Here is a 22,459-nt window from a genome sequence, read left to right as displayed (position 1 = left end):
GACGTCCGCAGGATCGTGGGAGCGCCGCACTAGGCTCGGGTCCGTGCACCTCAAGACCCTGACGCTGCGCGGCTTCAAGTCGTTCGCGTCCGCGACGACGCTGAGCTTCGAGCCCGGCGTGACGTGCGTCGTCGGGCCGAACGGCTCGGGCAAGTCGAACGTCGTCGACGCGCTCGCGTGGGTGATGGGGGAGCAGGGCGCCAAGACCCTGCGCGGCGGCAAGATGGAGGACGTCATCTTCGCCGGCACGTCGGGCCGGCCCCCGCTCGGGCGCGCCGAGGTGTCCCTGACGATCGACAACACCGACGGCGCCCTGCCGATCGACTACACCGAGGTGACGATCTCCCGCACGCTGTTCCGCAGCGGCGGGTCCGAGTACGCGATCAACGGCAGCGCGTGCCGCCTGCTCGACATCCAGGACCTCCTCTCCGACTCAGGCCTCGGCCGGGAGATGCACGTGATCGTCGGCCAGGGGCAGCTCGACGCCGTCCTGCGCGCGACGCCCGAGGACCGCCGCGGCTTCGTCGAGGAGGCCGCGGGCGTCCTCAAGCACCGCAAGCGCAAGGAGAAGGCGCTCCGCAAGCTCGACGCGATGCAGGCCAACCTCACGCGGCTCGCGGACCTCACGACGGAGATCCGGCGCCAGCTCGGCCCGCTGGGGCGGCAGGCGGAGATCGCGCGCAAGGCCGCGACGATCCAGGCCGACCTGCGCGACGCGCGGGCCCGGCTCCTCGCCGACGACCTGGCCCAGCTCACCGCGACGCTCGAGCAGGAGATGGCCGACGAGGCGGCCCTGCGCACGCAGCAGGCGGAGGTCGAGCGCGCACTCGCGACGGCGCGCGACACTCTCGGCCGGCTCGAGCGCGAGGCCGCGGAGGCCGCGCCCGCCCTCGGGGCCGCGACCGACGTCTGGTTCCGGCTCTCGTCGCTGCGCGAGCGGCTACGCGGCACGCGCACGCTCGCCGAGGAGCGCGTGCGTCTCCTCGGGCGCCCCGAGGCGGCGCCCCGCGGGCAGGACCCGGACGAGCTCGAGGCGCAGGCCGAGCGGGTGCGCGCGACCGAGGCGGAGCTCGAGGCGGAAGTCGCCCGCGCGCGCGACGCGCTCGCCGCCGCGGTCACCGACCGGGAGGACGCCGAGCAGGCCGCGGGGGAGGCGGAGCGGGCCGTCGCGACGCTGCTCCGCGGTGCCGCGGACCGCCGCGAGGGTCTCGCGCGGCTCGCCGGGCAGGTCGCGGCGCAGCGCACGCGCGTCGAGGCGGCGGAGGCCGAGATCGGGCGGCTGCGCGAGTCGCTCGCGGAGGCAGAGCACCGGGGCACGCAGGCGCGCACCGAGTTCGCGGTGCTCGAGACCCAGGTGGTCGGCGCCGAGGAGGGCGAGGAGGGCCTCGACGCCGAGCACGAGGCCGCGGCGGACGCGGTCGAGCGCACGACTGCCGCCGTGACGGGCCTGGAGGCGGACGCGTCCGCCGCGGACCAGGAGCGCGCGACGTGGAGCGCGCGCATCGAGGCCCTCGAGCTGAGCCTCGACCGCAAGGACGGCGCGGGCGCGCTGCTCGCGGCGGACGGCGTCGGCGTCGTGGGGTCGCTCGCGGCCCTGCTCGGCGTCGAGGCGGGATACGAGGACGCGGTGGCGGCGGCGCTGGGCCCGGCCGCCGACGCGGTCGCGGTCGAGTCGGTCGACGCCGCGGTCGACGCGCTGCGCTACCTGCGCACGGAGGACGCCGGGCGCGCGGGCCTCGTCGTGGCGACCGCGGAGCCCGGCCCGGGCCCCGCCGCCGTCGACCTACCCGACGGCGCACGCTGGGCCGTCGACGTCGTCACCGCCGCCGGCGGCGTCGGCCAGGCGGTGCGGTCCCTGCTGGCGGGGGTGGCCGTCGTCGACGACCTGGGCCAGGCGCGCGCGCTCGTGGCGCGGCACCCGGGCATCGCCGTCGTGACGCGGGGCGGGGACCTCCTCGCGACGACGCGCGCGTGGGGCGGGTCGGCGTCGGCGCCGAGCGTGCTGCACCTGCAGTCGGCGCTCGACGAGGCGCGCACCGCGCACGCCGACGCGACGGCCCGCGCCGAGCGGGCCCGGTTCGCGCTCGTGGGCGCGCGCGAGGCGGCGCAGGACGCGCGCGCCCGGTACGAGGACACGCTCGACCGGCTCAACGAGTCCGACGCGCAGCTCGCCGCGGTCGCGGAGCAGCTCGGGCACCTGGGGGCGACCGCGCGCTCGGCCGCCGCGGAGGCCGAGCGCGTGCGCGCGTCGCTGGAGCGGGCGTCCCAGGGTCTCGACGACGCGCGCGAGACGCTCGCGGGGCTCGTCGAGCGGCTCGAGGTCGCGGAGGCGGCGCCGGAGCAGTCCGAGGACGCGGTGGCGGAGGCGAGCGCCGAGCGCGACCGCCTCCTCGCACGCGCTTCGGCGGCGCGCACGGCCGAGACCGAGGCACGGCTCGCCCTGCGCACGAGCGAGGAGCGCTCGCGGGCGGTCGCGGGCCGGGCCCAGTCGCTGGCCCGGGCGGCCGCCGCGGAGCGCGACGCGCGCGAGCGGGCCGCGCGGCGCGAGGCGGCGCGGGTGCGGCAGGCAGGCCGCGCGTCCGCGGTGCGCGACGGCGCGACGCTCGCCCTCGCCGCGATCGACCGGTCGCTGGCCCGGGCGGGCGCGGAGCGGGACGCCGCGGAGGCGGCACGGGCCGAGCGCGACACCGCGGTGACCGCCGCGCGCCGCGAGGTCGACGACCTGGCGGCGCGCCTGCGCGAGCTGACCGACGTCGCGCACCGCGACGAGGTGGCGCGCGCCCAGCAGCAGCTGCGCATCGAGCAGCTCCAGGCGCGCAGCGTCGACGAGCTCGGGCTCGACCCGGCCGTCCTGGTCGAGGAGCTCGGCCCGCACCGCGAGGTCCCCGTCCCCTCCGACGACGGCGAGCCCCGCACGGTCCCGTACGACCGCGCCCAGCAGGAGAAGCGCCTGCGTGCCGCGGAGCGTGACCTCGGCCGCCTCGGCAAGGTGAACCCGCTCGCGCTCGAGGAGTTCGCCGCGCTCGAGGAGCGGCACAAGTTCCTCGCCGACCAGCTGGCCGACCTCAAGAAGTCGCGTGCCGACCTGCTGGAGATCGTCAAGGAGATCGACGAGCGCGTCGAGCGGGTGTTCTCGGACGCGTACCGCGACACCGCCGAGCAGTTCGAGCGCGTGTTCGCCCGTATGTTCCCGGGCGGCGAGGGGCGCCTGGTCCTCACCGACCCGGACGACATGCTGACCACGGGCATCGAGGTCGAGGCCCGTCCCGCGGGCAAGAAGGTCAAGCGCCTGTCCCTGCTGTCCGGCGGCGAGCGCTCGCTCACGGCGGTCGCGCTCCTCGTCGCGATCTTCAAGGCGCGGCCCTCGCCGTTCTACGTCATGGACGAGGTCGAGGCCGCCCTGGACGACGTGAACCTCGGCCGCCTGCTCGAGATCTTCCGCGAGCTCCAGGAGGACTCGCAGCTCATCGTCATCACGCACCAGAAGCGCACCATGGAGATCGCCGACGCGCTCTACGGCGTGACGATGCGCGGCGACGGCGTCACGACGGTCATCAGCCAGCGCATGTCCGAGGCGCGCGAGGAGGTCCCCGCGTAGCACGCGCGGGGCGGTCCGTCCGCCTCGTCCGGACCTGGGCGGAACCTCCAGGATCGTTGCAATTCCGGGCCTTGTGAAGATGTGGTGCTGATCGCCGAGCCCCGGCGTGGCTACGGTCGCGACGCGTTCGGGCGCCCGGATACTGGGGGCATGGTCTGGATGTTCGTGTGGCTGGGGCTCACGCTCGGCGTCGCCGCCGTCGTGTTCCTGTTCGCGAGCGTCGTCGCGCGCGCCGAGGCGCAGTCGACCGGTGCGGCGGGTGACCGACGGGACGGCGAGCAGGGGATGCGCGCCTTCTGGCGCGACTTCCGCTCGGGGCTGCGGCGGCGTCGCCGCCGCGGCGACAACCCGGGCCAGCACGTCGCGACCGTGCGCATGCCGCGACCGGTGGACACGAGCATCGACGACTTCTTCACGGCCACGCAGGTGTCGTCCAACGCGTACGTCGACGCCGAGGAGCTCACCGACGTCCTGCACCGCGCGCGCGAGCGCGTGCGCCCGCTGCACCCGGGGGAGCGCCCTCCCGAGGCGTGAGCACCGCGTCGGTCTGAGAGACTTCCGGGGTGAACGACCTCCTCCCGCTCTGGATCGTCCTCGGCGTCCTCCTGGTCGTCGGCCTCGTCACCGCCGGGACCGTGTCGGTCCGTCGCCGCGGTCGCCGCGACCTCGTCGAACCCCCGCCCACGGCCCCTGCCGCGCCCCCCGTGACGGCGCCGGACGCCGTGGAGGCACCGCCCGGCACGGCGACCGTGGAGGCGCCGCCGGAGCCCGACGTCGCCGCCCCGCCCGCGCTCGAGCGCCCGGAGCCGGTCGGTGGTCGGCTCGTCCGGCTCCGCGAGCGCCTCGCGCGCTCCGGGTCGCCGCTCGGCGCCCGCCTGCTGTCCGTCCTCTCGCGGGACCACCTCACCGAGGACGACTGGGACGAGCTCGAGGAGACCCTCCTCCTCGCGGACGTCGGCGCCGGGCCGGCCGGCGAGCTCATCGACGCGCTGCGCACCAAGGTCCGCGTCCTCGGGGTGCGCGACGCCGCGAGCGTGCGCGACCTCCTGCGCACGGAGCTCGTCGCGCTCGTCGACCCGACGCTCGACCGCTCGCTCGCGACGTCCCCGCGCACCGCCGAGGACGGGTCCACGGTGCCCGCCGTCGTGCTGGTCGTCGGCGTGAACGGCACCGGCAAGACGACGACCGTCGGCAAGCTCGCGCGCGTGCTCGTCGCCGAGGACCGCAGCGTCGTGCTGGGCGCGGCCGACACGTTCCGCGCCGCGGCCGCCGACCAGCTCGAGACGTGGGGCTCGCGCGTCGGGGTCCCGACCGTGCGGTCCGACCGTGACGGCGCCGACCCGGCGGCGGTCGCGTTCGACGCGGTGCGCCGCGGCCGCACCGAGGGCGCGGACGTCGTGCTCGTCGACACGGCCGGGCGTCTGCAGAACAAGCAGGGCCTCATGGACGAGCTGGGCAAGATCCGGCGCGTCATCACCAAGGAGGCCCCGCTGTCGGAGGTGCTCCTCGTGCTCGACGCGACGACGGGGCAGAACGGCCTCAACCAGGCACGCGTCTTCGGCGAGGTCGCGGGCGTCACGGGCATCGTCCTGACGAAGCTCGACGGCACCGCGCGCGGCGGCATCGTGGTCGCGGTCCAGCGCGAGCTGGGCGTGCCCGTCAAGCTCGTCGGCCTGGGGGAGGGGCCCGACGACCTCGCCCCGTTCGACCCGGAGCAGTTCGTCGACGGTCTCCTCGGGGCCTGAGGCGCCGGCCGCGGCCGGGCGCGACGCCCGGCCGCAGTGCCCGGCAGGGTGCCCGGCCGGGTGCCCGGTCCGGGTCGCCCGGCTGGTCACGATCGTGTCACGGCGCGATCACGCCCCGGTCGCGACGCCGGGCTCCGGGGGTCCGCGCGGTGCGGCGAAACCGAACGTTTACGTCCGGGCCGCCCTTGTCACGCCGGCGTAACGCGGCGACACCGCCGGGGAAACTCGCCCGCACCACCGTAGTCCCCGACCGGCCGCCCGGCCGGCGAGGGGAGATGATCCGATGGAGTGGGACACCGGGGCGACCGCGTGGATGCTGACCTCAGCATCCCTCGTGCTCCTGATGACGCCCGGACTGGCGTTCTTCTACGGCGGCATGGTCCGCGCCAAGTCCGTGCTGAACATGATGATGATGTCCTTCGGCGCGATGGCCGTCGTGGGCGTCGTCTACGTGCTGTGGGGCTGGTCGATGTCCTACGGCGAGGCCGGGACGGGTGGCCTGTTCGCCAACCCGTTCGCGCAGTTCGGTCTCTCGGGGGCGATCACGGACGCCGACGGCAGCGCCGTCGCGAGCACGCTCGGCAACTACCCGAACGTGGTCGACATCGCGTTCCAGGTGACGTTCGCGATCATCACGGTCGCGCTCATCTCGGGTGCGCTCGCCGACCGCGTCAAGTTCGGCACGTGGCTGGCGTTCACGGCGATCTGGGTCACGGTCACGTACTTCCCGCTCGCCCACATGGTGTGGGGCGGCGGCTTCCTCTCGGCCAACGAGAACGGTCTCGCCGCGAAGGTGTTCGGGGTGACCGACGGCGCCGCCACGGTCGCGCCGATCGACTTCGCGGGCGGCACCGTCGTCCACATCAACGCCGGTGTCGCGGCGCTCGTGCTCGCGCTCCTCATCGGCAAGCGCAAGGGCTTCGGCACCGAGCCGATGCGCCCGCACAACCTGCCGTTCGTCATGCTGGGCGCGGCCCTGCTGTGGTTCGGCTGGTTCGGCTTCAACGCGGGCTCCGCGTTCGGCGCGAACGAGACGGCCGGCCTCGCCTGGATCAACACCACGAGCGCCACGGCGGCCGGCATCATCGGCTGGCTCGTCACGGAGAAGATCCGCGACGGTCACGCCACGTCGCTCGGTGCCGCGTCCGGCGTCGTCGCGGGCCTCGTGGCGATCACGCCCGCGGCCGGCGCGCTCAACCCGGTCACGTCGATCGTCCTGGGCCTCGTCGCCGGCGCGCTCTCCGCGCTCGCGGTCGGCCTGAAGTACCGCTTCGGCTACGACGACTCGCTCGACGTCGTCGGCGTCCACCTCGTCTCCGGCCTCTGGGGTACCGTCGCGATCGGCTTCCTCGCGACCGACACGGGACTCTTCTTCGGGGGCGGCGCGCAGCAGCTCGTCGTCCAGGTGCTCATCGCGCTCGTCGCGATCGTCTTCACCGCGATCACGACGACGGTCATCGGCCTGATCCTCAAGGTCACGATGGGCTGGCGCGTGAGCGAGGACGCGGAGGTCGGCGGCATCGACCTCGCGGTCCACGGCGAGACGGCGTACGAGTCCATCCAGCAGGGCAGCGTCATCAGGGAGGTGCGGGCATGAAGCTCGTCACGGGAATCATCCAGCCGCACCGGCTCGACGACGTGAAGTCGGCGCTCGAGGCCGCGGGCGTGCGGGGCATGACGGTCAGCGAGGCCAGCGGGTACGGCCGCCAGAAGGGCCACACCGAGGTCTACCGGGGCGCCGAGTACACGGTGGACCTGGTCCCCAAGGTCCGCATCGAGGTCCTCGTCGACGACGCGGACGCCACCGCGGTCACCGAGGTGATCGTCAAGGCGGCGCAGACCGGCAAGATCGGCGACGGCAAGGTCTGGACGGTGACCGTGGACGACGTCGCCCGGGTGCGCACGGGCGAGCACGGCCCGGGCGCCCTGTGAGGAGACGGACCATCGGATGACCCACCACGCCGACACCCCGACCACGGGCGGGGTCGCAGGGGGATCGGCGGGGCGCCCGGCAGGGCCGGGAGAGCACGGCACGCAGGTCCCGCACCCCGAGGGGGTGCGGGACCTGCGTGCGCGGATGCTCGACGTCGCACGGTCCATGAGCGGACCGGGTCGCAGCGGGGTCGCGCGCCGCGCCGCCGTCGTCGACCTCGTCACGTCCTCGCTCGCGGGCCTCTGGCTCGACGCGACCGACGGCGTCGCGCCGGAGGGGCTCGCGCTCGCCGCGGTCGGCAGCCTCGGGCGGGGCGACATGGGCCCCGCGAGCGACCTCGACCTCGTCCTCGTCCACGACGGCCGCACCCACTCCACCGACGACGTCGCGCGCGTCGCCGAGCGGCTCTGGTACCCGCTGTGGGACGCCGGCGTCGACCTCGACCACGCGGTGCGGTCCCTCTCGCAGTGCCGCCAGGTGGCGTCGAAGGACGTCCCCGCCGCCGTCGGGTGGCTCGACGTGCGCGCGGTCGCGGGGGACGCGCTCGTCGTGCACCGCGCCTCCTCCGCGGTGCTCACCGACTGGCGCTCCGCGTCGCGCCGCCGCCTGCCCGACCTGCTCTCCTCGACGCGCGAGCGCGCGGAGCGGTCCGGCGAGCTCGCGTACCTCATCGAGCCCGACCTCAAGGAGTCGCGCGGCGGCATCCGGGACGCGGTCGTGCTCTCGGCGTTCGCGGCGACGTGGCTCACCGACCGCCCGCACGGGTCGGTCGACCGCGCGCACGCCCACCTGCTCGACGTCCGCGACACGCTCCAGGTCGTCACGGGCCGGCACACGAGCCGCCTCCTGCTCGCCGACCTCGACGAGGTCGCGGCGCTGTCCGGGTACGACGACCCCGACGAGCTGCTCGCGAGCCTCGCCGCGGCGGGCCGCGAGATCTCCTACGCGCTCGACACCACGGTCCGCCGGGCCCGCCAGGCGCTCCAGCGGCCGTCGGTCGCCCGCCGCCCGGTGCTCGTGCGGGGACGCCGTGCCGCGCCGCGGCTGCGGCCGGTCGGCGACGGCCTCGTCGAGCACGACGGCGAGCTCGTGCTCGCCGTGGACGCCCACCCGGAGTCGGACCCGCTCCTGTCGCTGCGCGCCGCGGCGACCGCGGCGCGCACGGGCCTGACGCTCTCGCCCGTGTCCGTCGCCAGCCTCGCGCGCTGCCCCGCCCTGCCGGAGCCGTGGCCGCGCGCCGCGCGGTCCGCGTTCCTCGCCCTGCTCGGGTCCGGCCAGGCGCAGGTCGCGGTGTGGGAGGCGCTCGACCTCGCGGGCGTCGTCACGACGTGGATCCCCGAGTGGGCGGGCGTGCGCAACCGGCCGCAGCGCGCCGCCGTGCACCGGCACACCGTCGACCGGCACCTCGTCGAGGTCGTGGCGCGCGCCGCGCGCGCCCGCAAGGAGGTCGAGCGCAGCGACCTGCTGCTGCTCTCCGCGGTCCTGCACGACATCGGCAAGCGGGCCGGCGCCGCCGACCACTCCGTCGAGGGCGCGCGGCTCGTGCCCGCGATCCTCGGCCGCATGGGCTTCGAGCCGGACGTCGTGGCGGACGTCGAGCGCCTCGTGCGCCACCACCTCACCCTCTCGCGCCTCGCCGTGAGCGAGGACCCCGACGACCCGGCGACGGTCGCGGAGCTCGCGGACGCCGTCGACCACCGCGCCGACCTGCTCGTGGTGCTGCGCGCGCTCACGGAGGCGGACGCGTCGTCGCTCGGCCCGAGCGCGTGGACGGCGTGGCGCGCGCGCCTCGTGGACGACCTCGTGGGCGAGACGCTCCGTGCGCTGGGCGCCGTGCCGGGGGGACCGGGCGCCGCCGGGTAGGCTGGACCCTCGCGGACGGCCCGTCCCGTGCCCGCTCCACGTCTGCCGGGGAGCGGGGACGACGGAGGGCCGACGCGCACGAGACTTCCGACGACTGGTGAGGATGACGCGGTGTTCAACACGCTGTCGGACCGACTGACTTCGACCTTCAAGAACCTGCGTGCGAAGGGCCGGCTGTCCGAGGCGGACATCGACGCGACGATCCGGGAGATCCGGCGCGCGCTGCTCGACGCCGACGTCGCGGTGCCCGTCGTGCGCGAGTTCAGCGCGACCGTGCGCGAGCGCGCGCTCTCGGCCGAGGTCTCGGGCGCGCTCAACCCGGCGCAGCAGGTCGTCAAGATCGTCAACGAGGAGCTGGTCGGCATCCTCGGCGGCGAGAGCCGCGGGCTGCGCTTCTCCAAGACGCCCCCGACCGTCATCATGCTCGCGGGCCTCCAGGGCGCGGGCAAGACGACGCTCGCGGGCAAGCTCGCCCTGCACCTGCGCGAGCAGGGGCACACCCCGCTCCTCGTCGCCGCCGACCTCCAGCGCCCGAACGCCGTCACCCAGCTCTCGGTCGTCGCCGAGCGCGCCGGCGTCCCCGTGTTCGCGCCGCACCCCGGCAACCAGAGCGGCGTCGAGGTCGACGACGTGATCGGCGACCCGGTCGCCGTCGCGCGCGAGGGCGTCGAGACGGCGCGGCAGCGCCAGCACGACGTCGTCATCGTCGACACCGCGGGCCGCCTCGGCCTGGACGCGGTCCTCATGCAGCAGGCTTCGGACATCCGCGACGCCGTGCAGCCCGACGAGGTCCTGTTCGTCATCGACGCGATGATCGGTCAGGACGCCGTCGCGACCGCGAAGGCCTTCGAGGAGGGCGTCGACTTCACGGGCGTCGTGCTCACCAAGCTCGACGGCGACGCGCGCGGCGGTGCCGCGCTGTCCGTCCGCGGGGTCACCGGTCGCCCGATCCTCTTCGCGTCCACGGGCGAGAAGCTCACCGACTTCGAGGCGTTCCACCCGGACCGCATGGCGTCGCGCATCCTCGACATGGGTGACGTCCTCACGCTCATCGAGCAGGCCGAGAAGGCGTTCGACGCCGAGCAGGCCGCGAAGATGGCCGAGAAGGTCGCCACGGGGCAGGACTTCACGCTCGCGGACTTCCTGGTGCAGATGCAGCAGATGAAGAACATGGGCTCGATGAAGAAGATGCTCGGCATGCTGCCGGGCATGGGCCAGATGCGCGAGGCGATCGAGAACTTCGACGAGCGCGAGGTCGACCGCATCGAGGCCATCATCCGGTCGATGACCCCCGCGGAGCGGGACAACCCGAAGATCATCAACGGCTCGCGACGCGCGCGCATCGCCCGCGGCTCCGGCGTGACGACGAGCGACGTGAACCAGCTCCTCGAGCGCTTCGCGGGCGCCCAGAAGATGATGCGGCAGATGAGCCGCGGCGGCGGGATGCCGGGGATGCCGGGCATGGGCAGCCTCCCGGGCATGGGCGGCAAGAAGGCGCGGGGCCGCCAGGCGCCGCAGCGCAAGGTCAAGGGCAAGTCGGGCAACCCGGCGAAGCGAGCCGCGCAGGAGCGCGCGGCCGCCGCGCGCGCGGCGGGGGAGCTCACCGGTCCCGCGGCGCCGTCGGGCTCCGCGTTCGGCGTGGGGGGCACGGACGCGCCGTCCACCCCGACGCCGGACGACCTCCAGCTCCCGCCCGGCTTCGAGAAGCTGCTCGGCGGCCGCTGAGCCGGGGCCGTCCCGGACGGCCGTCCTCGAGCCCGGGTGCGACCCTCAGCCGCCCGGGCGCTAGGTTATGTCCGTGGCACCGCCCGGTGCCGCACCGCGCCCCCGACCGGGCAGTCTCCCCGTCCCGTCCGTCCTCACCCAGGAGCCGTATGTCCGCGCTGGAAGGCCCCACGCTGCACGTCCGCGGCCACGTCATCGTCGGCGACGACCGCGAGGTGGGCGACCTGTGGGTCAAGGACGGGCGGATCAGCCTCACCCGGCCGTCGGCGCAGGGCACCAACATGGTCGAGCTCGAGGGCTGGGCCCTGCCCGGCCTCGTCGACGTGCACTGCCACGTCGGTCTGGGCGCCCAGGGCGCCGTCGACGCGACGACCGCACAGGAGCAGGCGCTGACCGACCGGGACAGCGGGGTGCTCCTGGTGCGCGACGCCGGCTCGCCGCTCGACACCCGGTGGGTGCACGGGCGTCGCGACCTGCCGCGCCTCGTGCGGGCGGGGCGCCACCTCGCCCGGCCCAAGCGCTACCTGCGCCACTACGGGCTCGAGCTCGACGACGTCGCCCAGCTCCCCGAGGCCGTGCGCCGCGAGGCGCGCCAGGGCGACGGGTGGGTCAAGATCGTGGGGGACTGGATCGACCGCGACCTCGGTGCCCAGGGCGACCTGCGGCCGCTGTGGCCCGACGACGTCCTCGCCGAGGCGGTCGCGGCCGCGCACGCCGAGGCCGCCCGTGTGACCGTTCACGCGTTCTCCGACGAGGTGATCCCGTCGCTGCTCGCCGCGGGCGTCGACGGCATCGAGCACGGGACGGGGATCCACCCCGACCTCATGTACGAGATCTCCGAGCGGGGCGTCGCGGTCACCCCGACGCTGCTGCAGATCGGGCAGTTCGAGAACATCGCGCGCCAGGCGGACGCCCGGTACCCGGTGTTCGCGGCGCGCATGCGGCGCCTGCACGAGCGCCGGTACGAGCAGGCCCGGGCGCTGTACGAGTCCGGCATCCAGATCCTCGTCGGCACCGACGCGGGCGGGACGATCGGGCACGGCCGCCTCGCCGACGAGTGCGCCGAGCTCGTCGCCGCGGGCATCCCCGACGCCGCCGTCGTCGCGGCCGCGAGCTGGCAGGGCCGCGAGTACCTCGGCTACACGTCGCTCGTCGAGGGCGCGTCGGCCGACTTCGTCGTCTACCCGCAGGACCCGCGCCAGGACGTCGGCGTCCTGCGCGCCCCGACCGCCGTCGTGCTGCGCGGCGAGATCGTGGCCCCTGCGGGCTGACCGCCCGGCGAGAGGTCAGCGGGTGGGGACCGGTGCCGGGTCGGCCGTCGTCCCCGCGGCGGTGGACTTGACGTAGCGCACCGTGGGCGCGAGCCGGTCGACCGTGCGGGCGAGCGGGGCGGCGAGGTTCCGGAAGAGGGCCGGCACGAGGACGACGCTGGCGCCGCGTGCCGTGACCAGCTCGACGTCGCCGTCCTCGTCGACCCCGGCGAGGAGGACGTCCTGGTGGCGGATCGTGTACGTCGCACCGGGGTCGGTCAGGACGAACCGGTCCTCGAGGAGCCGGACGCTGGATCCCCGGGCGGGCGAGAAGAACCGTGCCTTGTGGCGGGAGCCCCCGCGGCGCGGGACGGGGGACGTGTCGTCGAGGAGCGACACCGGGGCGAGGCGGTCCTTCACCAGCCGTGCCAGCGCCTCGTCGTGCGGGACGTGCCCCGCGGGGAAGCAGACGAGGAGCGTGCTGCGGAGCTCCGTGAGCACGGCGGCGACGGCCTGGCCGGACACCTCGAGCAGCCGTGCGCTCACCTCGCCGGGCGAGGAGGTCGTGAATCCGCGCAGCTCGTAGGACGCCGCGAGGTCGAGCCACCAGGCGTGGGAGGCCACGAGGTCGAGCTCGTTCGCGAGCACCGCCCGGGCACGCTCCAGCTCGTCGGGACCCGGCCCGGAGACGGCGAGACGTTCGAGGACGTCCAGGGCGGTCACGAGGACGTCGCACACCCGCTCGGGCCCGGGGTCGGCCGCGACCGTCAGGACCTCGCGCGCGTCGTCGACCTGGACCGCCATCGACTGGACCGTGTAGACGTCTCCCTGAGCCGTCCGCAGCGTCGCGTTGAGGGCCTCGGTGAGCACGGCGGTCGCGAGGATGCGGGTGGCGTCGTCGTGCTCCGTCGAGCACTCGCCGGACAGCACGAGCTCGTCGCTGCTGTGCTCGGCCCACGAGGGGCCCGGGAGCACCGACGGAGGGTGCGGGAGCCGGGTGACCGGCGGCCCCGAGGGAAGGTCCAGGCGCAGGCCCGCCGGCAGGGGGGCGGTGCTCACGAGCACGGCGTTGTCCCGGTGGAACCACCGGGCGGCGGCCTCCCGCACCTCGTCGATCGTCCAGTCCATGAGCCGCGTGTGCGAGAGCGCGGCGACCCCGGTGCCGGAGGGTCCGTAGCGGACCGTGAACGCGTCGTGCGCCGCGTACAGGCTCTCGCGCCCGACCTCGGCGAGCACGGTCCGCCGTTCGAGGTCGACCTCCTCCGGCGTCACCGTGCTGAGCTCTCGGACCGCGCGGCACACGCGGTCGACGAAGTCGACGAGCTGGACCGGCCGGCCGGTCGCGTAGAACGAGGTGGAACGCAGGGTCGACTCCGCGTTGTGGGGGATGTCGACGCGACCCACGCGGCGCATGACGAGGTGCTCCACGAGGTGGGTGATGCCCACCGTCCGGGGGTCCATGTCCTGGAGACCGACCCCGAAGAAGAGCGTCACGGTCGGGTCCGTGGCGAGGTCTGCCCAGAGGACGGGGACACCGTCGACGACGGTACGGTGGTGGGCGCGCTGCGATGCGCCGTGGGGCTCGGCCATGCGGTTCCTTCTGACGGTCCGGGACCGGCCCCGGCGCCCCGCGGCGGTGGCCACGTGAGGCGGGACTCTACACCGTGGTCGGACGTGCGGGAGCGGGCGAGGTTGGTCAGCGCCCGGAGGGTCTGGCACAATGTCCCGGTACTCGGCGTGCCCCGGCCCCTCTCTCCGGCGCGTGCCGTGTCCTGAACCCCTTCCTCGTCCTGTCCCCACGGGACGATCGCGGGTTCGCCCGAAACAGAACCAGGAGAGACCACCACTGTGGCCGTCAAGATTCGTCTGAAGCGTCTCGGCAAGATCCGTGCGCCGTACTACCGTGTCGTCGTCGCCGACTCGCGCACCAAGCGCGACGGTCGTGTGATCGAGGAGATCGGCAAGTACCACCCCACCGAGGAGCCCTCGTTCATCGAGATCACCTCGGACCGCGCCCAGTACTGGCTCGGCGTCGGCGCGCAGCCGACGGAGCAGGTGCTCGCGCTCCTCAAGGTCACCGGCGACTGGCAGAAGTTCAAGGGCCTGCCCGGCGCCGAGGGCACGCTCAAGGTCAAGGGCGAGAAGGTCGACCCGACCGCCGCCATCGAGGCCGCCGCCGCGGACGCCGAGAAGGTCAAGGCCAAGGCTGCCGAGAAGAAGACCGAGGCTCCGGCCGAGGAGACCGCCGACGCGGCCGACGAGGCCGCTGCCGACGAGCAGGCCTGATGATCGCCGAGGCCCTCGAGCACCTCGTGCGCGGCATCGTGGACAACCCGGACGATGTCCGCGTGGCCACGAAGACGCTGCGTCGCGGTGACCTGCTCGAGGTCCGGGTGCACCCGGAGGACCTCGGCCGCGTCATCGGTCGCGGCGGGCGCACCGCCCGTGCCCTGCGCACGGTCGTCGGCGCGCTCGCGACCGACGGGCCGGTCCGTGTCGACGTCGTGGACGTCGACCGCCGCTGAGGCCCGCACCGACGACGCCCCGCGAGGGGCGACGGGCAAGGCCCGGCCCGCCACCGGCGGGCCGGGCCTTCCTGCGTCCGCCGCCGGAGGACCGGCGCGCACCGTCCCATCCAGCACCACACGAGGAGTCACGACGATGGAGCTGACCGTCGCGCGCGTCGGCAAGGCGCACGGGCTGCGGGGCGAGGTAGCCCTCGACCTGCGCACCGACGACCCCGAGGAGCGCCTCGCGGTGGGCGAGCGTCTGGAGACGCGGCCCGCCGACGCCGGCCCCCTGACCGTCGCCACCGTGCGCGTCCACCAGGGCCGCTGGCTCGTCGGGTTCGAGGGCGTGCGCGACCGCACGGGCGCCGAGGCGCTGCGCGGCGTCGAGCTCGTCGTCGAGGCCGAGGCGTCCGACGAGGAGGACGCGTGGTACCCGCACGAGCTCGCCGGGCTGCGCGCCGAGGGGACGGACGGCCGCGTGCTGGGCCGCGTCGAGGGCCTCGAGCACCTGCCCGCGCACGACGTGCTCGTGCTGCGCGAGCCGGACGGCGCCCGCACGCTCGTGCCCTTCGTCCGGCAGATCGTGCCCGTCGTCGACGTGGCCGGCGGCCGGGTCGTGCTCGACCCGCCGGGCGGCCTGCTCGCGTCGGACGCGGAGCACCTGGAGGTCGCGGCGCCGAGCGCCGGCGACGCGGCGGGCGAGCCCGGGCCGCAGGACGCCTCCGCCGACGGCGAGGCCTGACGTGCGGATCGACGTCGTCACGATCTTCCCCGACTACCTCGCCGCGCTGGACCTGTCGCTCGTCGGCAAGGCCCGCACGGCCGGGATCCTCGACCTGCGCGTCCACGACCTGCGCGACTGGACGACGGACCGGCACCGCACGGTCGACGACACGCCGTTCGGCGGCGGCGCGGGCATGGTCATGCGCCCCGACGTCTGGGGGCGGGCGATCGACGACGTGTCCGGCCTGTCGACCGACACGGTCGCGGGAGAGGCGAGCGCGGTGCACCTGGTCGTGCCGACGCCGTCGGGCGCGACCTTCACCCAGCGCACCGCCGAGGAGCTCGCGACGGAGGAGCACCTCGTCGTCGCCTGCGGACGCTACGAGGGCATCGACGCGCGCGTGGCGGAGCACTACCGTGCCGCCGGGATGCGCGTCAGCGAGCTCTCGATCGGCGACTACGTGCTCAACGGCGGCGAGGTCGCGGCGCTCGTGATGATCGAGGCCGTCGGGCGGCTGCTGCCGGGCGTCGTGGGCAACCCGGAGTCGCTCGTCGAGGAGTCGCACGGGGCCGCGGGACTCCTGGAGTACCCGGTCTACACGAAGCCGCCCGTGTGGGACGACCTCGAGGTGCCCGACGTCCTGCTGTCCGGGCACCACGCCCGGATCCGGCGCTGGCGCCGGGACCAGGCCCTGCGTCGAACCGCCCGCCGCCGCCCGGACATGGTGCGTGCGCTCGACGTCGCAGCGCTCGACCGGCACGACCTGGAGGTCCTCGCGGGGGTCGGCTGGGGCGTCGTCGACGGTCACCTGGAGCGCACCGCTCCTGCCGACGGCTGAGCGGGGACCGTCCCGGCGTGCGCCCGTGGCCCGCGAGGACTGCCGCCCGGGCCGACGCGTGTGGCAGAATGGTCGATCGGTGTGTGCCGCCCCGGACCTCTGCCACAGGGGAGCCCGCGCCCGATCCTCGGGCGGACTGGCACGACGGACCCGACGACCGCGAGGTCGACGACCGTCCACGCGCAGCACGGCACACCCCACCGATACGACGACGGCCCGGTCTGCCCGGGCCACGAGCACGCGTCCGACCTGTGGCGGGCGAGGAGAAGCACCATGCACACGCTGGACAGCGTCGACGCAGCATCGCTGCGCAGCGACGTCCCGGAGTTCCGCCCCGGTGACACGCTCAAGGTCAACGTCAAGGTCGTCGAGGGCACCCGCTCCCGCGTCCAGGCGTTCCAGGGTGTCGTCATCGCCCGTCAGGGCAGCGGCGTCCGCGAGACGTTCACGGTCCGCAAGATCAGCTTCGGCGTGGGTGTCGAGCGCACGTTCCCCGTGCACTCGCCGTCCATCGAGTCCGTCGAGGTCGTGACGCGCGGTGACGTGCGTCGCGCCAAGCTGTACTACCTGCGCGCGCTGCGCGGCAAGAAGGCGAAGATCAAGGAGAAGCGCGAGACCGCGCCCAACCGCTGATCGGCTGTCGGCGACACCGCCGCTCCGCTCGTTCCGACGGCGGCCGTCCCTCCCGGGGCGGCCGCCGTCGGCGTACCCAGGGCCGTCGTCCGCGGGCCGGTTCCGTTTCCCGGATCGCCCCCCGAGGTGGCATTGTGAACGCGTGACCGACAGCGCCCCGCCCCGCGGCCCGCAGCCCGACGCCGGCACCGAGCGCGCGGCGCTCGGCCCCGAGGACGACGGGCGCTCCCCGCACGGCCAGCACCTCGCGGCCGAAGGGGACGAGGTCGCCCCGCGCGAGCGCCCGCGCAGGTCGTCGCTGCTGCGTGAGACCGCGATCATCGTGGTCAGCGCGCTCGTGCTGTCCCTGCTCATCAAGACGTTCCTCGTCCAGGCGTTCTTCATCCCGAGCGCCTCGATGGAGGACACGCTCGTCGAGGGCGACCGCGTGATGGTGTCCCGTCTCGTGCCCGGCGCGTTCGACGTGCACCGGGGCGACATCGTCGTGTTCAAGGACCCGGGCGGCTGGCTGCCGCCGCAGGAGCCCCAGGACGAGAGCCCGGTGTCCGAGGCCGTCCGTGCGGCGCTGACGTTCGTCGGCCTCCTGCCGCAGGACACGGGGGAGCACCTCATCAAGCGCGTCATCGGCGTGCCGGGCGACCACGTCGTGTGCTGCGACGCGGAGGGCCGCGTGAGCGTCAACGACGTGCCGATCGACGAGACGTACATCAAGCCGGGGTCGATCCCCAGCCAGGACGCGTTCGACCGCACGGTCCCCGCCGACATGCTGTTCGTCATGGGCGACAACCGGCAGAACTCCGCGGACTCTCGTTACAACCAGGGCAAGCCCGGAGGCGGGTTCGTGCCAATGAGCAACGTCGTGGGCACGGCGTTCGTCAAGGTGTGGCCGCTGTCGCACGTCGGTCTGCTGCGCAACCCCGGCGACGTGTTCGCCGACGTCCCCGAGGTGGAGCCGTGACGCTCGACGCCGTCGCGCGTCCGGAGCCCGCGCGGGCACCGGCGCGCCGGGCACCCGCGCGTCGTCGGCCGGACCTGCGCCAGGAGCGCGCCATGCTGCGCGACGGCGCGCGGCTCGTCGCCGGGATGGACGAGGTCGGTCGCGGCGCGCTCGCCGGGCCGGTGTCGGTCGGGGTCGTGGTCGTCGACCTCGCGACGAAGCCGTGCCCGCCAGGGCTCACGGACTCGAAGCTCCTCACCGCGGCCGCGCGCGAGGCGCTCGTGCCCCTCGCGCGCTCGTGGTGCGTCGCGTGGGCGGTGGGCCACGCGGGTCCGGCCGAGATCGACGCGCACGGGATCGTGGGCGCGCTGCGGCTCGCGGGCCGCCGTGCGCTCGCCCAGGTGCGCCGGACGGTCGGCGACGTCGACGCGGTCCTGCTCGACGGCAAGCACGACTGGCTGAGCCGCCCCTCTGCGGTGGACCTCTTCGAGGCGTTCGACCTCGACCCGCACGACGACGTCCGGCTCGTCGACCCGCGCGTGCGCACGCTCGTCAAGGCGGACCTGCAGTGCGCGTCGGTCGCCGCCGCGAGCGTGCTCGCGAAGACGGAGCGCGACGGCCTCATGACGAGCCTGGCGCGCCAGTACCCGGCCTTCGGGTGGGACCAGAACAAGGGCTACGGGGCGGCGGCTCACGTCGAGGCCCTGCGCGAGCACGGCCCGACGCCGCAGCACCGGCGGTCCTGGCGCCTGCCCGAGCGCGGTGACGAGGGCATCGGCGCCCCGGCGTACGGCGACCCGGTCGACGCGCTCGAGCTCGACCCCGAGGCCGGGCTGCCGACGAGCTGACCGGGGTCCTCCGTCCGGTCCGGCGGCCGCCGATGGTCCATGATGGAGCCGTGAGCGCCGAAGACCTGGAGAACTACGAGACCGAGATGGAGCTCGCGCTGTACCGCGAGTACCGCGACGTGGTGGGCCTGTTCTCGTACGTCGTGGAGACCGAACGCCGCTTCTACCTGGCGAACCAGGTCGACCTGCAGGTGCGTTCCGCCGCCGGTGAGGTCTACTTCGAGCTGCGGCTCGCCGACGCGTGGGTCTGGGACGTGTACCGCTCCGCGCGGTTCGTGAAGTCGGTGCGCGTCGTGACGTTCAAGGACGTCAACGTTGAGGAGCTGGCGAAGGCCGAGCTCCAGCTCTGACGCCCTTCGTGGCCGTGCACAGGACCACTGTCTGACGGCGGTCCCACAGGCCACCCGGCGCCCCTGGCGCCGCTCCCGCGCCGTGCCCCACGGTGGGCCGCGGAGGTGAGCCCATGGGAGCGAACGACGCCGTCGGGCGGTACGGGGAGAAGGTGGCCGCGGCCCACCTGGTCGAGGCGGGCTGGACGCTCCTCGACCGCAACTGGCGCGGGACGCGCGGCGAGCTCGACGTCGTCGCGCTCGACGGCGACGTGCTCGTGGCCGTCGAGGTCAAGACCCGGCGCGGCACGGGGTTCGGGCACCCGGCGCAGGCCGTCACGCCCGCGAAGCTCGGCCGTCTGCGCCGGCTCACGGGGGAGTGGCTCGCGACGCACGACGTCCGCGCCCGGTCGGTCCGGATCGACGTCGTCGCGGTCCTCGTGGCGCGCGCCGGCGCGGCACGGGTCGAGCACCTCGTCGGGGTGAGCGCCTGATGGGGCTCGGGACCACGCGCGCGGTCGCGCTCGTCGGGCTCTCCGGCCACGTCGTCGAGGTGCAGGCCCACCTCGCGGCGTCCGTCCCCGGCTTCGTCCTCGTGGGCCTGCCGGACACCGCGCTCAGCGAGTCGCGCGACCGCGTGCGCGCGGCCGTGACGTCGTCGGGCATCGCGTGGCCCCAGCGCAAGGTCACGATCAACCTCTCGCCGGCGGCACTGCCCAAGTCCGGGACGGGCTTCGACGTCGCGATCGCCGTCGCGCTGCTCGCCGGTGCCCAGGTGCTCCCCGCGGGCGCGGCGGACGGCGTCGTGCACCTCGGCGAGCTGGGCCTCGACGGTCGGCTCCAGCCCGTGCGCGGCGTCCTGCCCGCCGTGGCGGCCGCGGTCGCGGCCGGGTTCCCGGACGTCGTGGTGCCGGCGGCCGACGTGGCGGAGGCGCGCCTCGTGCCCGGGGCGCGGGTGGTCGGGGCGGCGAGCCTCGCGGACGTCGCGCGGCTCCACGGCGCGTCGCTCGAGGGCGCGGACGAGGCGGCCGCGCCGGTCGTGGTCCCGCGCCCCGTCGTGCCGGCGGCCCGTCCGGGAGACCTCTCGGAGGTCGTCGGCCAGGACGAGGCGCGGCACGCGCTCGAGGTGGCGGCCGCGGGCGGCCACCACCTGCTCCTCGTCGGGGCGCCGGGCGCGGGCAAGACGATGCTCGCGTCACGGCTCCCCGGGATCCTGCCGGACCTCACGGAGAGCGAGGCGGTCGAGGTCACCGCCGTCCACTCCGTGGCCGGGGTGTTCGACCCGGGCGCGGGACTGGTCCACCGCCCGCCCTACGAGGACCCGCACCACACCGCGACGCCCGCCGCCATCGTCGGCGGGGGCAGCGGCCTGCCCCGACCCGGGGCCGCGTCGCGGGCGCACCGGGGCGTGCTCTTCCTCGACGAGGCGCCCGAGTTCGGCGCACGCGTGCTCCAGACCCTGCGCCAGCCGCTCGAGCACGGCGAGCTCGTCATCCACCGGGCGGGCGGGACGGCGCGCTACCCCGCCCGCTTCCAGCTCGTGCTCGCTGCCAACCCGTGCCCGTGCGGCCAGGGCGTCGGCAAGGGGCTCGAGTGCACGTGCTCGTCGGTGGCGCAGCGACGGTACTTCGGTCGGCTCTCCGGCCCGCTCCTCGACCGCGTGGACGTGCAGGTCGAGGTCCGGCCGGTGACGCGGGTCGAGCGCGCGCGAGCCGCCGCCCCGGAGCCGAGCGCGGTCGTCGCGGCCAGGGTCGCTGCGGCCCGGGAGGCGGCCGCGTCCCGGCTCGCCGGCACGCCGTGGCGCACGAACGGCGAGGTGCCGGGCACGTGGCTGCGCGAGCAGCTCGGCCCCGACGCGGGCCTCCTGGCCGACGTGGACCGCGCGCTCGACCGCGGCACGCTCAGCCTGCGCGGCGCGGACCGCGTCCTGCGCCTCGCCTGGACCGTCGCGGACCTCGCCGGCCGCGCCGCGCCCACGAGGGCGGACGTCGGGACCGGGCTCGCGCTGCGCACGCGGGGCTACCGTGCCTGAGCGCGGGTCCGGGGACGGGCGCCCTGTGTTCGACGTCCACGACGAACGCCTCGCGCGCGCGGCGTGGTCGCGCGTCGCGGAACCGGGGGACCAGGTCGCGGTCGCGCTCGTCGACCAGCTCGGCGCCGGTCCGGCGCTCGAGTGGCTCTACGAGGCGGCCCGTGATCCGGCCGGCGCGCGCCGCGCGCTGGTCCGGCTCGCCGACGACGGCGCGCCGGGCGGTGCCTCTCCGGCACGGGAAGGACCGACGGGCGTCCCCGTGGTCGGTCCTGCTCCCGGCGCCCGCGAGGACGCGCCCGACCCGGCGGCACGGTCGGCCGGCCGGCGCGTGGCGGAGCGCGACGCGGTGGGACGGTCGACCGACGCACGCGTGACGGACCACGACCCACGCGCCCGGTCGGTGGCGCGGCTCCTGCGGGCTGTCGGACGCTGGGCTCCCCGCCTCGACGGGCTGGACCCGCGCCGTGAGCTGCGCGTGCTCGAGCGCCTCGGCGGCACGCTCGTCGTGCCGGGCGACGACCGGTGGCCGTCCGGCCTCGACGACCTCGGGCCCGTCCGCCCGCTCGCGCTGTGGGTGCGGGGGAGCGCAGCGGTGCAGGACCTCGCGGCGCGCTCGGTCGCGGTGGTCGGCGCCCGCGCCTGCACCGACTACGGCCGCCACGTGACGGGCGAGATCGCAGCAGGCCTCGTGGCACGAGGGTTCACCGTCGTGTCCGGGGGCGCGTACGGGATCGACGCGGCGGCGCACCGGGCGGCGATCCTCTCGGGCGGACCGACGGTCGCGTTCCTCGCGGGGGGCGTGGACCGGTTCTACCCGGCCGGGAACGTCGAGCTTCTCCGCTCGGTCGTCGAGTCGGGCGGCGCGGTCGTCTCGGAGGTCCCGCCCGGGTCCGTCCCGAGCCGGGTGCGGTTCCTGCTGCGCAACCGGCTCATCGCGGCGTTCGCGCGGGCGACGGTCGTCGTCGAGGCGGCCTGGCGCTCGGGCTCGCTGAGCACGGCGTCGCGCGCCGCGGAGCTCTCCCGGCCGGTCGGTGCTGTGCCGGGCCCCGTGACGTCGATGGCGTCGACCGGGTGCCACCGGCTGCTGCGCGACGGCGTGGCGGTGTGCGTCACCGACGCGGACGAGGTCGTCGAGCTCGCGGGCGACCTCGCGCGGGACGCGGCGCCCGCCACGCCCGCCGCGACCTCGTGGCGAGCACCCCACGACGCCCCGTACGACGACCTGGACCCCGTCGAGACGTGCACGTGGGACGCGCTCCCGCTGCGTGCGGGAGCCTCGACCGAGGCGATGGCCCGCGCCGCCGGTCTTGCCGTGGCGGACGTGGTCGGTGCGCTGGGGAGGCTCGAGGCCCGGGGGCTCGCCGAGCGGTCGCCCGTCGGCTGGCGGCGCGTGCGTGAGCCCTGAGTCAGGAGCGGTGCGGGATGTGCTGAGCGTGCGTGAGCCATGAGTCATGAGACGTGCGAGGTGTGCCGAGCGTGCTTGAGCCCTGAGCG

Annotated in this window: 20 protein-coding genes; 19 read left to right on the top strand and 1 reads right to left on the bottom strand. The window is 75.3% G+C overall.

Features of this window, described 5'->3' with window-relative positions:
• Window positions 1-43: 43 nt before the first annotated feature.
• The 8 genes from smc to B9L22_RS17790 all read left to right on the top strand — a co-directional run bounded on the left by smc (window position 44) and on the right by B9L22_RS17790 (window position 12,135).
• Window positions 44-3,598, top strand: coding sequence for a chromosome segregation protein SMC (gene smc, locus B9L22_RS17825; RefSeq protein ID WP_198947336.1), 3,555 nt, complete (start codon window positions 44-46; stop codon window positions 3,596-3,598).
• A 150-nt stretch (window positions 3,599-3,748) separates the two neighbouring features.
• On the top strand, window positions 3,749-4,132 hold the full coding sequence (locus B9L22_RS17820; protein WP_055725692.1) for a hypothetical protein: 384 nt from the start codon (window positions 3,749-3,751) through the stop codon (window positions 4,130-4,132).
• Window positions 4,133-4,161: 29 nt separating this feature from the next.
• On the top strand, window positions 4,162-5,343 hold the full coding sequence (gene ftsY, locus B9L22_RS17815) for a signal recognition particle-docking protein FtsY (RefSeq protein WP_086151348.1): 1,182 nt from the start codon (window positions 4,162-4,164) through the stop codon (window positions 5,341-5,343).
• 283 nt (window positions 5,344-5,626) lie between these two features.
• Window positions 5,627-6,940 (top strand): ammonium transporter, encoded by a 1,314-nt coding sequence (locus tag B9L22_RS17810; protein ID WP_021483029.1) that lies wholly within the window; start codon window positions 5,627-5,629, stop codon window positions 6,938-6,940.
• The gene (locus B9L22_RS17805) at window positions 6,937-7,275 is read left to right on the top strand and encodes a P-II family nitrogen regulator (protein WP_021483028.1); all 339 of its coding nucleotides are present in this window, start codon (window positions 6,937-6,939) and stop codon (window positions 7,273-7,275) included. The genes B9L22_RS17810 and B9L22_RS17805 overlap by 4 nt, the downstream gene beginning before the upstream one ends.
• A gap of 16 nt (window positions 7,276-7,291) precedes the next feature.
• On the top strand, window positions 7,292-9,139 hold the full coding sequence (locus tag B9L22_RS17800) for a [protein-PII] uridylyltransferase (protein WP_086151347.1): 1,848 nt from the start codon (window positions 7,292-7,294) through the stop codon (window positions 9,137-9,139).
• A 111-nt stretch (window positions 9,140-9,250) separates the two neighbouring features.
• A complete protein-coding gene (gene ffh / locus B9L22_RS17795; RefSeq protein WP_034652454.1) occupies window positions 9,251-10,864 on the top strand; it encodes a signal recognition particle protein in 1,614 nt (537 codons plus the stop codon).
• Between the two features lie 149 nt (window positions 10,865-11,013).
• Window positions 11,014-12,135, top strand: a complete 1,122-nt coding sequence (locus B9L22_RS17790) for an amidohydrolase family protein (protein ID WP_061268926.1) — start codon at window positions 11,014-11,016, stop codon at window positions 12,133-12,135.
• 15 nt (window positions 12,136-12,150) lie between these two features.
• On the opposite strand, the gene B9L22_RS17785 is transcribed toward B9L22_RS17790, so the two are convergent.
• The gene (locus B9L22_RS17785) at window positions 12,151-13,704 is read right to left on the bottom strand and encodes an insulinase family protein (RefSeq protein ID WP_086151346.1); all 1,554 of its coding nucleotides are present in this window, start codon (window positions 13,702-13,704) and stop codon (window positions 12,151-12,153) included.
• A gap of 258 nt (window positions 13,705-13,962) precedes the next feature.
• Here B9L22_RS17785 and rpsP point away from each other — a divergent pair, with 258 nt between their 5' ends.
• The 11 genes from rpsP (at window position 13,963) to dprA (ending at window position 22,370) form a co-directional block, all read left to right on the top strand.
• Window positions 13,963-14,400: a 30S ribosomal protein S16 gene (gene rpsP / locus B9L22_RS17780; RefSeq protein WP_021482888.1), complete on the top strand. Its 438-nt coding sequence runs from the start codon at window positions 13,963-13,965 to the stop codon at window positions 14,398-14,400.
• Window positions 14,400-14,639 carry an RNA-binding protein gene (locus tag B9L22_RS17775; protein WP_021482889.1) on the top strand — a complete coding sequence of 80 codons (240 nt, stop codon included), beginning with the start codon at window positions 14,400-14,402 and terminating at the stop codon, window positions 14,637-14,639. Before rpsP ends, B9L22_RS17775 begins: the two co-directional genes overlap by 1 nt.
• Window positions 14,640-14,775: 136 nt before the next feature.
• Complete coding sequence (gene rimM / locus B9L22_RS17770; protein WP_086151345.1) at window positions 14,776-15,366, top strand: ribosome maturation factor RimM; 591 nt, start codon at window positions 14,776-14,778, stop codon at window positions 15,364-15,366.
• Window position 15,367: 1 nt separating this feature from the next.
• A complete protein-coding gene (gene trmD, locus B9L22_RS17765; protein WP_086151344.1) occupies window positions 15,368-16,186 on the top strand; it encodes a tRNA (guanosine(37)-N1)-methyltransferase TrmD in 819 nt (272 codons plus the stop codon).
• A gap of 273 nt (window positions 16,187-16,459) precedes the next feature.
• Window positions 16,460-16,819, top strand: coding sequence for a 50S ribosomal protein L19 (rplS, locus tag B9L22_RS17760; RefSeq protein ID WP_021483307.1), 360 nt, complete (start codon window positions 16,460-16,462; stop codon window positions 16,817-16,819).
• A 142-nt stretch (window positions 16,820-16,961) separates the two neighbouring features.
• Window positions 16,962-17,777, top strand: a complete 816-nt coding sequence (gene lepB / locus B9L22_RS17755) for a signal peptidase I (RefSeq protein WP_233140221.1) — start codon at window positions 16,962-16,964, stop codon at window positions 17,775-17,777.
• Window positions 17,774-18,604: a ribonuclease HII gene (locus B9L22_RS17750; RefSeq protein ID WP_369824864.1), complete on the top strand. Its 831-nt coding sequence runs from the start codon at window positions 17,774-17,776 to the stop codon at window positions 18,602-18,604. Before lepB ends, B9L22_RS17750 begins: the two co-directional genes overlap by 4 nt.
• 50 nt (window positions 18,605-18,654) lie before the next feature.
• Window positions 18,655-18,954, top strand: a complete 300-nt coding sequence (locus B9L22_RS17745; RefSeq protein ID WP_024840525.1) for a DUF2469 domain-containing protein — start codon at window positions 18,655-18,657, stop codon at window positions 18,952-18,954.
• Window positions 18,955-19,067: 113 nt separating this feature from the next.
• Window positions 19,068-19,427 (top strand): YraN family protein, encoded by a 360-nt coding sequence (locus B9L22_RS17740; RefSeq protein WP_021483325.1) that lies wholly within the window; start codon window positions 19,068-19,070, stop codon window positions 19,425-19,427.
• Window positions 19,427-20,965 carry a YifB family Mg chelatase-like AAA ATPase gene (locus tag B9L22_RS17735; RefSeq protein ID WP_086151343.1) on the top strand — a complete coding sequence of 513 codons (1,539 nt, stop codon included), beginning with the start codon at window positions 19,427-19,429 and terminating at the stop codon, window positions 20,963-20,965. Before B9L22_RS17740 ends, B9L22_RS17735 begins: the two co-directional genes overlap by 1 nt.
• Window positions 20,966-20,990: 25 nt before the next feature.
• A complete protein-coding gene (gene dprA, locus B9L22_RS17730; protein WP_086151342.1) occupies window positions 20,991-22,370 on the top strand; it encodes a DNA-processing protein DprA in 1,380 nt (459 codons plus the stop codon).
• Window positions 22,371-22,459: the final 89 nt, after the last annotated feature.

Source organism: Cellulosimicrobium sp. KWT-B, assembly GCF_002127155.1.
Taxonomy (GTDB): Bacteria; Actinomycetota; Actinomycetes; order Actinomycetales; family Cellulomonadaceae; genus Cellulosimicrobium; species Cellulosimicrobium funkei.
Note: the sequence above shows the minus strand (reverse complement) of the source record. Positions and strands in the feature narration are given on the sequence as shown.